Below are 13,446 nucleotides of genomic sequence, written 5' to 3'. Positions count from 1 at the left end.
TTGCAACAGCCCCATCAGAACAGCGACGCCAAGCAACCCCAGCACGACGGGAGGGGTGACTACCTGTCGCTGCTTCAAGAGGGTGTGGGCAGCCCACGCGACTACCGCCAAGGCGATGCATCCCACGTAAACGGCTCGCCCAAGATCGTGGCGGCCTCCGAGAAACAGAGGCGCCACGAGCAGCGTAGCGGCGATCCCTAAGTCGGCAGCGCGCAAGGTCATCGCGCTGAGCTGCGAGCGGCTCGTGAAAAGTTCAACCAGTCTTCGAAAGGCGCCGTTCATCGATTCCGTTCGTAGCCGCTCGCTGCGTCCCGCGCGAGCCAAGGGGCGTCAGGCCGCTTTGCCCGGGGCGTTGTTCTCAAGAATCTCATCGTTTGTTTCGGTGTGCCCGTAGCCATAACCGTACCCGTAGCCGTAGCCGTATCCCTTGCCGGCTTGTTCAGAGATTCGGTTGGCGACCACGCCCACCATGTTCACTCCCGCCGTGAGGAAGCTGTTGTAGGCGCGGGCGACGAGCCGGCGGTGATTCTTCTCGGGCGATACGACGAGCACTACGCCGTCGACCATCCGGCCGACGATCTGGGCGTCGCTCACCGCCAGAACCGGCGGGCAGTCGATGAGCACTTGGTCGTAGTTGGCGTCCGCCCAAGCCAGCAACTCGCTGAAGTTCGGTCCGAGCAAGAGTTCGGCCGGATCGGGACGCCGCGGCCCGGCGGGGATCACGTCGAGGTTCGGCTGCTCTGTCTTGAGCAGGCACCTCCGAGCTTCAGCGGCAACGTCCCCGCTGGTCGTGAGGATGTCGGTTACGCCCGACTTGCCCTTGAGGTCCATCAGGGCCGTCATCCCCGGCTTACGCAGGTCGGCGTCGATCAGCAGCGTGCGTTTGCCCACCTGGGCGTACGAAACCGCGAGATTCGATGAGATGGTCGTTTTGCCGTCGCTCGGTTCGGCGCTGGAGATCACCAGCCGGTCGGGCGCATCGGCGCCGAGGGCGATCGCCGTGCGAAGCGTGCGGAACGCCTCACTGTCGACCGCCTGTGGCTTGGCGAACATCTGCACGGATTGGATGCCGGATCCCGCGATCGGTTGCAGCTGACGCACCAACGCGAGAACCTGACAGCCAAGCTGGAGGGCCATCTCGTCGGGCGAGCCGTAACGGTCGTCCATCAGGTCTTGCACGTAGATCAGGCCCAACCCGATCGCCAGCCCCGACAGCAATGAAGCAACCAGCACAAGTTTGAGCTGCGGCGACGAGGGGCGGTCGCTTGGCAACGGCTCCTGCACGATCGTCGCCCGGATCGGCGCCTGAACCTGACGGATGTCCACTGTGGCGATCTTATTGAACAACAGATCATGCAGCTTCTCCAAACGTTCGACCTCGCGGCTGAGCATCTCTAGCTTGACGAAGTCGCCACTCTGTCGCGCCGCCTCGTCGCGCGCAAGTTCGAACGAATGATCGAGCTGACGTTCGCGTTCGCCTGCTTGGGCAAGGGCTTGATTGAGCATCGTTGAGAGCATGCTGCCTAGCTCTTCCTGGCCGAGAAAATCGGCCCGGCCCGATGCTCCGTTACGGTATTCAGCCAAGTACTTCTTGATGGCTTGTGCCTGAGTGGACAGGGCAACCACCTCAGGATGAGCCGGTCCGTAAAACGGCTCAAGACGGCTCAGCTGCGCCTCCACGTCGAACAGCCGTGTTTGCTGATCGGCCATGGCCCGCACATCGTTCTCTCCCATGCCGAGCGCCGACAGCAGCATTTGCTCGCCGACCGCTTCCTGGACCAGCGACAAGTACTGCCTGAGGTCCTCGCCTTGGCTCATGGCGCGACGCACCGTGGCTAACGAGGCCTGCATTCCGATCCGCTCCTGCTGCGCCTCCATCAAGGCTGTGTTGAGTTGGAGCGCTCGCCCGATGATCGGGTCGACTACCTCGTTGTCCTTGGGGAGCGCGAGGTGACCAATCCGCTGTCGGAACTCTTGCAGCAATTGCTGCTTGACTATTAGGTCCTGCTCGATCTGGTCACGCTCGACCGTGAGCACGTTGAGCACGTCCGCCGCAGTGCCCCGGTGCGTTTCCTCAACGAACTCCAAGTAGGAGTTAATCACCGCGTTGACAACCGCCGCGGCCGCCTCAGGATGGAGTGACTCGTAAGCGACACTCACGAAATTCGTTTTCCGCGTCGCCGAGGCTGACAGTCGATCCGAGATCGAATCTACCCACTTGTGGGGCGGCGACTCGACTAGGTCGATTCGGTGCTCGGGTTTGAGTTGCTCGATAGCATTACGAACCACGACGGGGCTGCGGACCAAGTCTTTGTGCGTGGTCATCAAGTTGTCGCTGCCGATCTGATCGCTCATCGAAGAGAGCTCGTCGGCCACCTGCTGAATGACCATCAGCTTGGCTTCGGATCGATAGTAACGTGGCGCAAAACCGTAGTAGAGCGCGCCAATCCCCAAGCAACCGGCTACGATCCAAAGCAAGGTCTGATGCCTCTGCTCGGCGAGCCGCACAAGCCGTAGCACCCCTTGCAGCGCCTCGTTAGGACCTGCGCTGGAGACCGTGATTTCCGGCTCGTGAAAATGTTCTTGGTTCTGTGTCATCTTGCGGAGTCTCGTAGGGGCGTCTGCGGGTCAGAACGCCGTCAGCTGGCTGCTCACGCCCATCGTGATACGGAAGAAGTCTTTCATCACGCCTGTCACGGTCGTCGCAACGGTCGACTCGACACTCACCAAGTCACCCGAGCGAAGAACTAAGTTTTCGCGGCCGTCGCGCTTCGCCCTGGCCATGCTCACGCCGATCGTGATCGGCTCGCTATGCGCATCGATGTGGCGGATGACCAGCACCTTGTCGGCCACGGGGGTCGTGATCCCACCGGCCATCGCGATCGCGTCAAGAACACGCAGCGGCTGGTCTCGCGGCAGCTCGAACTGGTCCGGTCTGGTCACCAGCCCAGTGACGTGGACGGTTTCTTTTTCACGCGGCAGGACCATCACGACATCGCTGTCGCTGAGTCGCTGTTTGGTTCTTTGCTGAGGCGACGCCATCGCCAAGTCGATCCGCTCCACGACTGGGCCGGATGGCTCTTGATAGGCCACCTGCTGAACACCCCCTTCGGCGGCGCCGGCGAACAACGTGCCGCCAGGCGTCGACGCGTGTTTGACTTCGACGACCGTCCCCGCTTCTTCGGTCGTGCCGCCGGCCGAGGCGATCGCCGTGATCACGTCGCAGTTGCCGCGTGGGATCTCGTGAACGCCCGGCTCGGCTACGGCGCCGAGGACCGTCACGCGATGCGTCGCTTGCTCTTCGACGGCTACAGTGACGTTGGGCGAGCGGTAGACCCGACGATCGACGGCGGCGGCGGCGATGCGTCGTCCCGCCTCGCTCGTGTCGACGCCGACCACCGGGACGGCGCCCACGACAGGCACGTTAACGCGGCCATCGGCTTCCACCCGGACCAGAAACGGCTCGGAGGGCTCTTCACGGGCGCCGGTCACGACCCGGATCGCCAGCAGGTCATCGGCAACGATCTTGTTGCTCGACGAGGCGGCTTCGCTCGATCCCGCCAATTGGATCTGATGCGACCCGGGCTTGGCGTCGGCTAGGTACTCAGCGGGCAAGGAGCCTGCCGCGTATCGGGCCGACTGGCAACCGGTCAGAACCAACGCCAGCAACGACAGCAGGATCAGCCATCGCGATATATGGGATGTTTGGAGCATTCTGTGTTGTAGGCTCGTCGGGCGTCGAGGCGCAGATTCGGCGACATCGATCGGCAGAATCTGCCGACAGGGAGCGTAAGTACCGGATCGCCGCACGGGGCACAATAGGATTCTGGCCACCTGCCAGCTCGGTCGACGAAGCCACCGGCAAAATGGGGTTTGTGTCTCGCAGAAAGCAACTTACACTTCCTCTCCGCCAAGCTGCATAACTGCCTCGCGGTTTGGTCACTTACACGGTGAACGGCGTAATACGCTTGCGGCAAGGATTGCCGGAGCGAACGGTAACTTCCCCACTACTCACGCATGGATGCGACGAGAATGTTCGAAGACAAGACACTTCTCGTGACAGGCGGCACCGGCTCGTTCGGCAATAATTTCATCAGGCTCGCCCTCGCCGAGCACAGCCCGAGCCGTGTAATCGTCTTCAGTCGTGACGAGAAAAAGCAGCACGACATGCGGCTCGCGCTCGCCGACGAACGGCTCTCGTTCGTTATCGGCGACGTTCGCGACGCGCAGCGGGTCGACTCGGCGATGCGGGGCGTCGACTTCGTGTTCCACGCCGCGGCGCTCAAGCAGGTACCCTCCTGCGAGTTCTTCCCGATCGAGGCGGTGCGGACCAACGTGCTCGGCACGCACAACGTGCTCGAGGCGGCCGACCGCTGCGGCGTTGAGAAGCTCGTCGTTTTGAGCACCGACAAGGCGGTCTACCCGATCAACGCCATGGGCCAGTCGAAGGCCCTGATGGAGAAGCTCACCTACGCCAAGGCCCGCGAGACGGGCGCCCGCACCAAGTACTGCGCGGTTCGCTACGGCAACGTGATGTACTCGCGCGGGTCGGTCATCCCGCTGTTCATCTCGCAGATCAAGGCGGGCAAGCCGCTCACGGTCACCGCGCCCAAGATGACCCGCCTGCTGCTGCCGCTGGCCGAGGCGGTGCGGCTGGTCACATTCGCTATGGAGCACGGACAGCAGGGCGACCTGTTCGTTCGTAAAGCTGTCTCGGCCACGGTGGAAGACCTGGCCACAGCGTTGCTCAAGCTCTTCGCGACCGACAACCCGGTCGACGTGGTCGGCGTTCGCGAAGGGGAGAAGATGCACGAGGTGCTGGTCACCGCCGAGGAGATCGGCCGCAGCCAAGAGTACGAGGAGTACTACCGCGTGCCGACCGAGGGCTCGCACAACTACGAGTCGTTCTTCACCCAGGGCAAGTTGTCGGCGGCGTTCGCCAAAGACGGCTACACATCGGCCAACGCCCGGCTGCTGTCCGTTGACGAAATCCAAGACCTGCTGCTCGAACTCCCCGAGGTTCGTGCCGAGCTCGACAGCTGGGCCGCAGATAAGGGCGGCGATCAGAAAGTGAGGCTCGCCGCTTGAGTACTCTCCGCATCGGGGTGACCGGCCCGCAAGGTTTCATCGCCCGCCGCTTGATCGACCGGCTCTCGCACACCGAGGGCTTTGAGGCCCTGCCCTTGCCGCGTGAGGAGTGGGACGACCCGGCCGCGCTCATCGAGTTCGTCCAGGCGTGCGACGCCGTCGTCCACCTCGCCGGCGTGAACCGCGGCAAAGAACACGAGATCGCTACGGTCAACCGCTCGCTCGCCGAGCGGCTCACCGACGCCTGCCGCGAAGCGAACGCACGTCCGCACGTGGTGTATGCATCGACCACCCAGCGCGACAATGACAATCCTTACGGCCGCTCTAAACGCGACGCCGAAAAGGTGCTCGCCGCCTGGGCCAACGAGTGCGACGCCCCGCTCACGACGCTCGTGATCCCCAATGTCTACGGCGCCGGATGTAAGCCGTTCTACAACTCGGTTGTCGCCACGTTCTGCCATCAGCTCACGCACGGCGAGACGCCCCAGCTGATCGAAGACCGCGAAGTCGAGTTCCTGTGGGTCGAGGACCTCGTAGCACAGCTTGCCGACATCGCCACTGAACGCCCCGATGCGCCGGCCCTTAGCCACGCCACGGGGGGTCAACGAGTGCGGATTAGCGAGTTGCTTGTGACACTCACCGAATACCGCGATGCGTACTTCGGCGGCGGCGTGGTGCCAATGCTCACCTCTTCGCTACGGGCCAATCTGTACGCCACGTTCCTCTGGCACGTCGAACTGACCGATCACCGCCACCGCCCCCAGGTCCACGCCGACCAGCGCGGCGACCTGTGCGAGGTGATCAAGACGGCCGCCGGCGGGCAAGTCTTTTTCTCCACCACCCGGCCAGGCGTCACCCGCGGCGACCATTACCACACCCGCAAGTTCGAGTGGTTCTGCGTGCTGCGCGGCGAGGCGTCGATCCGCCTGCGGCCGGTGGGGGGCGACGCGATCCACGAGTACCGGGTTTCCGGCTCTCGGCCCGAGTTCATCTCGATCCCCGTGCTGCACACACACCACATCGAGAACACCGGTTCGGAGGAGCTACTCACCATGTTCTGGAGCAACGAGCTGTTCGACGCGGCCGACCCCGACACGTACTACGAGAAGGTATTCCTGGAACAGGAAACAAAGACAACACAAGCCGCGGCGTGAGCCGCGATAAATTCCCCTCCCCCCTTAGGGGAGGGCCAGGGTGGGGGCGCCCCGGGTACCCGACGCCCCCCCAACCCTCTCCCCCACGGGGGGAGGAAGAAAGTAGCAAGGACGCACATATCGTGAGCAAACCCCTCAAGATCATGACCGTGCTAGGCACGCGGCCGGAGATCATCCGGCTGTCGCGCGTCATGGCCCTGTTGGATCAGCACGTCGAGCACGTGATCGTCCACACCGGGCAGAACTCCGATTACGAGCTGAACGAGGTCTTCTTCGACGACCTCCGTGTCCGCCAGCCCGACCACTTCCTGGGCATCCGCCGCGACTCGCTCGGCGTGATCCTGGGCGACGTGATGGTGGGCGCCGAGCGCGTGCTCAAAGAAGAAAAGCCCGACGCGGTGCTGATCCTCGGCGACACGAACAGCGCGTTCGCCGCCGTGATCGCCCGGCGGATGAAGGTTCCGGTCTACCACATGGAAGCCGGCAACCGCTGCTTCGACTTCAACGTGCCCGAAGAGATCAACCGGCGGATCGTCGATCACATCAGCGATTTTAATCTCGTTTACACCGAACATGCCCGCCGAAACCTGCTCGCCGAAGGGGTCCACCCGCGACGGGTCTACCTGACCGGCTCACCGATGCGCGAGGTGCTCGACGACAACGCCGAGGGCATCGAGACGTCAGACGCCACGACCCGGCTGGGGCTTGAAGAAAAGCGGTTCATCGTCGTCAGCCTGCACCGGGCCGAGAACGTCGACCGCGAGGAGAACCTCCGCAAGCTGCTTGGCATCCTCAACTCGCTAGCCGAGCGGCACGGCATGCCGGTGATCGTGAGCACCCACCCGCGCACCCAGGCCCGGCTCGACGAGCTGGCCTCGTCGCAGGAGGGCAGCGCGACGGCCGACGAGCGAGTGCGGTTCCTCAAGCCGTTCGGCTACCACGACTACGTCCGCCTGCAGCGCGACGCCTTCTGCACGGTGAGCGATAGTGGCACGATCAGCGAGGAGAGCTCGATCCTCGGTTTCCCGGCTGTCACCACACGCACGGCGATCGAGCGTCCCGAGGCGATGGACTCGGGGCATATCGTGCTGACGGGTCTCGATGTCGGCACGGTGCTCGAGTCGGTCGAGTTCGTCACGAAGAACCGCGACCACGCAGCGGGGCAGCCGATCGCCGCCGAGTACCAGGTGACCAACGTGTCGCACCGCGTGGTGAAGCTAATCCTCGGCACCGCGAAACTCGGCCACCTGTGGGACGGCATCGTCGCCGCCTGAGCACCAAGCGCAACCTTGCGTCGCCATGAGAATCCTCGCCATCTACCGTCACTATTGGCCCGACACGACCCCCTACGCCCGGATCCTGCGTTTGATCCTGGAGCGTCAGCGGGAGCGCGGAGCCGAGGTGTGCGCCTACTCCGGTCAGCCGAGCTACAACGGCAATCAGGTCGGCCGCCAACAATGGGTCGAGACGGTCGGCGGCGTCGAGATCCGGCGTTTGGCGATGTTCCCAGAAAAGAAGCACTGGCGCGTGGTGCGAGCCATCAATAGTCTCTATTTTCTTCTACGAGCAGTCGCCCACGCGACGCTCCGTCGTCGGTACGACCTCGTGATCGCAAACAGTCACCCTCCGGTGGCGATCGGGGTCGCTCTCAGGTTGATCCGTTGGTTGACCGGGGCCCAAACGATCTTACACGTACAAGACATCCACCCCGAAGGGCTGCTGGAGATCGGCGACCTCGACAATGGCGCTATCTACCGCATGGCTCTTGCCATCGAGCGTGCGAATCGACGCGGCGCAAACGCTCTGGTTACTCTAAGTTCCGACATGGCCGATTCGCTCCTTGCGCAAGGAGCCGGTCCCGACCAGATAGCGATTATCAACAACTGCCCTATCGCCTCCTCCCCCGAGTCCGGGGACGCTCGATTGCCAGACTGCCTCACTGACCGCTCAGCGACGAGGTTCTTGTTTGCGGGCAATCTGGGGCGATTCCAGCACCTTGATCCTCTGATCGATGCCGCACATCGTCTCGGTGAGCGAGACGACTGGCGGTTGATTTTCATGGGCTCGGGAGCCGCTCGTCTCGAGTTGGAAGAGCGCGCAGCGGGGTTGATTGGTGAGCGTGTCTTCTTCCTCGACCAACAGTCGCCAGAGGTTGCAGCGGCAGCGATGGCGTCCTGCGATTACAGCGTAGTTTCGCTGGCTCCCGGCGTGCGACGCTATGCCTTCCCCAGCAAAACCATGACTTGCCTCCGTGCCGGCAGTCCGTTGGCGGTGGTTGTCGAGCCCGATTCGGACCTCGCTCGCATCGTGGCCGAACACCAGCTGGGTTTGGTCTCCCTGGGCCACCAAGCGGAAGACATCGTGGAGATGCTGTCGGAGGCAATCGACCGCCGCCACGAATTCACGGCAAACGAAAGGCTGCGAATCGCACGCACCGCCGAGCAACTGTATGGAACCGAACGGATGCTCAAAGAGTGGGATTCGCTCGTTGACAAGATAGCCTCTCGAGCTCTGGACTCCTCCGCCAGAGCCCATACCCCCCCCGAACATCGAGCAGCGGCCTGAGCCGCATCGTGCGATGCCCAACGATAAATATAAGTCATTCGACTTCCAACCGGTGGTGATCATCGGCGCTGCTCGTTCCGGCACGAACATGCTGCGCGACGCGCTCTGCCGACTGGATGGCTTCGCCACTTGGCCGTGCGACGAGATCAACTACGTGTGGCGTCATCGAAACGCCGCTCATCCGGACGATGAATTGCGAGCCGAGCATGCTTCACCACGGACCATATCGAGTGTGCGTCGTTGCTTTGCCAAGCAAGCGGCTCGAACCGGCGCCAGGTTTCTAGTGGAGAAAACCTGTGCAAACAGCCTCAGAGTCCCTTTCGTCAATCGAATAGTCCCCGAGGCAAAGTACCTCCTGATCGTCCGAGACGGGCGCGACGTGGTCGCTTCGGCGCTCAAACGCTGGAGCGCGACGCTCGACTGGGCGTACGTGCTGGCTAAGACTCGCTACGTGCCCAAAGCCGATCTTGCGTACTACGCCACGCGCTACGCGCTCAACCGCCTGCACCGCTTCGGGGGCAGGGACCGCCGACTAAAAGAGTGGGGGCCTCGCTACAGCGGGATGCCCGAATCTCTGATTAGGCACTCCTTGGACCTCGTTTGCGCAGAACAGTGGGAACGTTGCCTGACAAAATCCGAGAACGACCTCGCCTTGTTCAGCTCGGACCGGGTCGAGGTGGTTACCTACGAAGACTACGTGACGAGGCCCGCTATGGAACTCACAAAGATAGCGTCCTTCCTCGGCGTCAAACTCTCCGAGAACGCGGCGCAGCGGTTCACGGCAGACGTAACGCCGCGGAGCATCGGCGCCTGGCGCCGTGGACTCGACCCCGAGTGCCGCGACCGCGTCGGCAGGCGTCTCGAGACGGCTTTGATCGAGCATGGGTACTCGGTCGATGGCCAATACTGTGCGACACCACAACAACCGGCAGCCTGAGACAGCATGAGAACGCCTGTTTGGAAACGTGTAATCGATCTCAGTGTCGCTGCGATGGCGCTGCTGGTGCTGGGGCCCGTGTTAGCCGTAGCGGCCCTGTGGGTGCTCGCGATCTCACCCGGCCCGGTTCTGTTCCGCCAGCAACGCGTCGGACTAGGCGGCGAGCCCTTCGCGATCCTCAAGCTCCGCACGATGACTATCCCAGCTCCCGACGAAGAGCGTAGCACTGTTTCTGTCCGAAACGACCCTCGCCTAATACGTGGTGCTCCCCTGATAAGGAAGCTCAAAATCGACGAGATCCCTCAGTTGCTCAATGTGCTCCTGGGGGACATGTCGCTTGTTGGGCCTCGTCCCACGGTGCAGGAAGATTATGACAAAATGACCCCGCGTCAGAGGCGTCGCTGCGAGACACCGCCGGGCATGACTGGCCTCGCACAGGTCCGCGGTAACACGTCGCTCAGCTGGCCACAGCGAATCGAATTCGATTTGAAATACCTAGCTCGCCGAAGCTTTTGGCTCGATACGAGGGTGCTGTCACGCACGGCGTGGCTTGTGCTGCGTGGCGCGGCGCACACCGATCCACCAAGCGAAAACGAATGGGAGGCCGCAGCGTGACACGACCTCGTATTATCGCCATCGGATCGAACCTCGAGAGTGAGATCGCGCTCGAGGGTTTGCTCGCCGCAGGTGCGAACGTCGTCGCGTTGGTGACGCGGCCTCCGGGCGACTGCGGTGGACTCTCGGACTACGTCGACCTGCACCCACTCTGCGAACGCCACGGAGTGGCGACCATTGGCGCCATCGACATCAACGCGTCGGAGACAGTCCATGCAATCCGAGACATGGCTCCCGACTACCTTTACACTCTTGGTTGGAGCCAAATCTTTCGTGACGAAGTCCTGGCCAGTCCTTCGCGCAGCGTGATCGGAAGCCACCCCTCGCCACTGCCATTGGGCCGTGGCCGCGCTCCCGCCCCTTGGACGATTCTTGAGGGGCGCGAACAATCGGCCGTTTCGTTATTCCGTATGGACCGCGGCGTCGACAGTGGCGTGCTGCTGCTGCAACGCCCGTTCGAGGTGCCGGCGGGCGCATACGTCGGTGAGCTCTATCGATTAATCGCCGAGAACCTCCGTGACGCCTATCTCGAACTCCACGAGATGCACCGCCGGGGGGTCTCGCCTCCTGAGATCGCGCAGGACGAGAATCTGGCCACCCACCGCGCCAAGCGAATCCCCGCCGATGGCTGGATCGACTTCAGTCAACCAGCCTCGGATGTTGAACGGCTCGTGCGGGCAGTGTCGCACCCCTACCCCGGCGCCTACGCCTACCATCGCGACAGGCGCGTTACGGTTTGGCGTGCCGACCTATCTTTTGCGCCATCCCACTGCGGTCGCCCCGGGCAGGTGCTCATCACAGAGCCAGACCGCCTTTTGGTCGCCGCAGCGGACCGTCCGCTTTGGCTCAGCCAACTCTCGGTCGAAGGCCGGCCGCTCCGGAGCGATTCATTAAGCGTTGGTTCTTCGTTCGGCTATCGGGTCGAAGATGAGATCGGTTCACTGCGTCGGCAAACGGCTCAACTGCGTCAAGAGATCGACGAACTGCGTAGTCTACTGCGTGAGGGGAACGCAGCGGCATGAAGTTCATGAACACCTTGATAGTCGCTGCCCACCCCGACGATGAGGTGCTCGGCGTGGGAGGCACGATCCCGCTAATCCGTCGGAGCGGCGGAAAAGTGAGCGTGTTAATCGTGACCGATGGCAGCAGCGCTCAGTACGAGTCGGACCGGGAGATTCTTGTCCGCAAGCAAGGGCAAGCCGCCGAGGCGAACCGGTTACTTGGCGTCGAGGAGTTGATCCATTGGGATTTTCCCGACATGAAGCTCGACACGGTGCCTCACATCGATCTGAATCGCGCCTTCGAGCGTCTTTTCGCAGACAACAAGTACGACTCCGTGTTTGTGCAGAGTGTCGGCGATATCAATCTCGATCACCGGCTGATCAATCACTCGGTCATGGTCGCCGCCCGGCCCACCCCGGGGCAGCCGGTGCGGGCGTTGTTGAGCTACTTCGTCAACTCATCAAGCGAGTGGGGCGCCCGAGCGCCGCACACGACTTTCTGCCCTAATTACTACATCGACATTGGCGAGACGATTGAGACCAAACTCCAGGCGATGGCCGCCTACGCGGACGAACTCCGGGACGCACCCCACCCGCGAAGCCTTGAGGCGATTCGCCAACGCGCCGCCGTGATGGGGCAGGAAGTCGGCTACCACTACGCCGAAGCGTTTCACTTGATCTGCTACCGCGGCCCCCTCGATGATTCACGGGAGAGTTGAAACGACCATGCAATCCCACCTCCACCAACCCTGGCCCGTCTGCGACGAAGAGCAGCAGGAAGCCGCGCTGCGCGTCCTTCGGAGCGGCAAGTTGAACTACTGGACCGGAGAAGAGGGGAAGCTGTTTGAGCGAGAGTACGCCCAATCGCTCGGGCGCCATCACGCGATCACCCTGGCGAACGGAACATTGGCGCTGGAGCTTGCGTTGCACGCCTTCGGTGTCGGCCCCGGCGACGAAGTGGTGGTCCCCGCTCGCACCTTCATCGCAACGGCCAGCGCCGTGGTCGCTCGTGGCGCCAAGCCTGTCGTGGCCGACGTCGATTACGATTCGCAGAACGTCACGGCCGAGACGATCGAGGCCGTGCTCACCACACGCACCAAAGCGGTCATCCCGGTCCACCTGGCCGGCTGGCCTTGCGAGATGGGGCCGATCCTCGATCTGGCGGAACAGCGTGGGCTGATCGTGATCGAAGACTGTGCTCAAGCCCACGGCGCCGAACTGAACGGGAGGCCGGTTGGCTCGTTTGGTCACGCCGCTGCGTTCTCGTTCTGCCAAGATAAGATCCTCACCACCGCGGGCGAAGGGGGAATGCTGGTTCTCGATGACGAGGCTGCATGGAAACGGGCCTGGAGCTTCAAGGACCACGGCAAGGGCTACGACGCGGTTTTCAATCGCGATCACCCGCCGGGGTTCCGCTGGTTGCACGAGAGCTTCGGCAGCAACTACCGCATGACCGAGGTGCAGTCGGCGATCGGCCGCGTGGCTTTACGCCGACTGCCCGAGTGGCTCGAAACTCGGCGTCGAAACGCCAAGGCCATCGATCGGATTTTGTCAGAGGCCCCGAGTCTCCGAGTTCCCGTACCACCGGCTGGCGTGAGTCACGCCCACTACAAGCACTACGTATTCGTGCGCCCCGAGAGGCTCTTGAAGGGCTGGGATCGCGACCGGGTGATGGACGAAATCAACGCACGCGGTGTGCCATGTTTCAGTGGTTCTTGCTCGGAGATCTACCTCGAAAAGGCGTTCCCCTCCGAATGGCGCCCGCGGCATAGGCTCCCCGTGGCTAAAGAGCTCGGCGAGACCAGTCTGATGTTGCTTGTCGACCCAACGCACACCGCAGAAGAGTGCGGAAACTTTGCCAGAACCGTTTACTCCGTGATAGACGAAGCAAGCTCCAGACAAAGAATTGCTGCGTGAGCTAAGCAATCCTCCATCAGCCTTACACCTCCACAGTATTACGCGGACCGCTGCGGAGAGTATCGACTATCGCGCCCCCCCATGGACAGGACAACCCCCACCAGACGGCGACAGCCGAGCACGCCCGAGCAACGCGACAGCCCCGCCCGCAGTGGCAGCGCAGTCGATT

The 13,446-nt window shown here is 62.8% G+C and carries 12 protein-coding genes; 10 read left to right on the top strand and 2 right to left on the bottom strand.

The window, feature by feature from the left end; translation table 11 throughout:
- Entirely contained in the window at nt 1-201 is a 201-nt protein-coding gene (locus Mal64_RS19865) for a hypothetical protein (protein ID WP_197525736.1), read from the top strand.
- Between the two features lie 129 nt (nt 202-330).
- On the opposite strand, the gene Mal64_RS13045 is transcribed toward Mal64_RS19865, so the two are convergent.
- Together Mal64_RS13045 and Mal64_RS13040 are read right to left on the bottom strand one after the other, a co-directional pair.
- Nucleotides 331-2,598, bottom strand: a complete 2,268-nt coding sequence (locus tag Mal64_RS13045) for a GumC family protein (RefSeq protein WP_146400936.1) — start codon at nt 2,596-2,598, stop codon at nt 331-333.
- Between the two features lie 30 nt (nt 2,599-2,628).
- Entirely contained in the window at nt 2,629-3,714 is a 1,086-nt protein-coding gene (locus Mal64_RS13040; protein WP_146400934.1) for an SLBB domain-containing protein, read from the bottom strand.
- A 318-nt stretch (nt 3,715-4,032) separates the two neighbouring features.
- Here Mal64_RS13040 and Mal64_RS13035 point away from each other — a divergent pair, with 318 nt between their 5' ends.
- From Mal64_RS13035 to Mal64_RS12995, 9 genes are all read left to right on the top strand, one after another.
- Entirely contained in the window at nt 4,033-5,088 is a 1,056-nt protein-coding gene (locus Mal64_RS13035) for a UDP-N-acetylglucosamine 4,6-dehydratase family protein (RefSeq protein WP_146400932.1), read from the top strand.
- Nucleotides 5,085-6,242 carry a polysaccharide biosynthesis C-terminal domain-containing protein gene (locus Mal64_RS13030; protein ID WP_146400930.1) on the top strand — a complete coding sequence of 386 codons (1,158 nt, stop codon included), beginning with the start codon at nt 5,085-5,087 and terminating at the stop codon, nt 6,240-6,242. The genes Mal64_RS13035 and Mal64_RS13030 overlap by 4 nt, the downstream gene beginning before the upstream one ends.
- 122 nt (nt 6,243-6,364) lie before the next feature.
- Nucleotides 6,365-7,516 (top strand): non-hydrolyzing UDP-N-acetylglucosamine 2-epimerase, encoded by a 1,152-nt coding sequence (wecB, locus tag Mal64_RS13025; protein WP_231993739.1) that lies wholly within the window; start codon nt 6,365-6,367, stop codon nt 7,514-7,516.
- A gap of 25 nt (nt 7,517-7,541) precedes the next feature.
- The gene (locus Mal64_RS13020; protein WP_146400928.1) at nt 7,542-8,807 is read left to right on the top strand and encodes a glycosyltransferase family 4 protein; all 1,266 of its coding nucleotides are present in this window, start codon (nt 7,542-7,544) and stop codon (nt 8,805-8,807) included.
- Nucleotides 8,808-8,820: 13 nt separating this feature from the next.
- Nucleotides 8,821-9,744 carry a sulfotransferase family protein gene (locus tag Mal64_RS13015; protein ID WP_146400926.1) on the top strand — a complete coding sequence of 308 codons (924 nt, stop codon included), beginning with the start codon at nt 8,821-8,823 and terminating at the stop codon, nt 9,742-9,744.
- Between the two features lie 6 nt (nt 9,745-9,750).
- On the top strand, nt 9,751-10,359 hold the full coding sequence (locus tag Mal64_RS13010; RefSeq protein ID WP_146400924.1) for a sugar transferase: 609 nt from the start codon (nt 9,751-9,753) through the stop codon (nt 10,357-10,359).
- Nucleotides 10,341-11,381, top strand: a complete 1,041-nt coding sequence (locus Mal64_RS13005; RefSeq protein ID WP_146400922.1) for a methionyl-tRNA formyltransferase — start codon at nt 10,341-10,343, stop codon at nt 11,379-11,381. The genes Mal64_RS13010 and Mal64_RS13005 overlap by 19 nt, the downstream gene beginning before the upstream one ends.
- The gene (locus Mal64_RS13000; RefSeq protein ID WP_146400920.1) at nt 11,378-12,079 is read left to right on the top strand and encodes a PIG-L deacetylase family protein; all 702 of its coding nucleotides are present in this window, start codon (nt 11,378-11,380) and stop codon (nt 12,077-12,079) included. Before Mal64_RS13005 ends, Mal64_RS13000 begins: the two co-directional genes overlap by 4 nt.
- Nucleotides 12,080-12,086: 7 nt before the next feature.
- Nucleotides 12,087-13,277, top strand: coding sequence for a DegT/DnrJ/EryC1/StrS family aminotransferase (locus Mal64_RS12995; RefSeq protein ID WP_146400918.1), 1,191 nt, complete (start codon nt 12,087-12,089; stop codon nt 13,275-13,277).
- The last annotated feature ends 169 nt before the right edge of the window (nt 13,278-13,446 follow it).

Source organism: Pseudobythopirellula maris (assembly GCF_007859945.1).
GTDB classification, from domain to species: Bacteria; Planctomycetota; Planctomycetia; order Pirellulales; family Lacipirellulaceae; genus Pseudobythopirellula; species Pseudobythopirellula maris.
The sequence above is the reverse complement of the archived record's forward strand: the minus strand, read 5'-3'. Positions and strand labels throughout refer to the sequence as shown.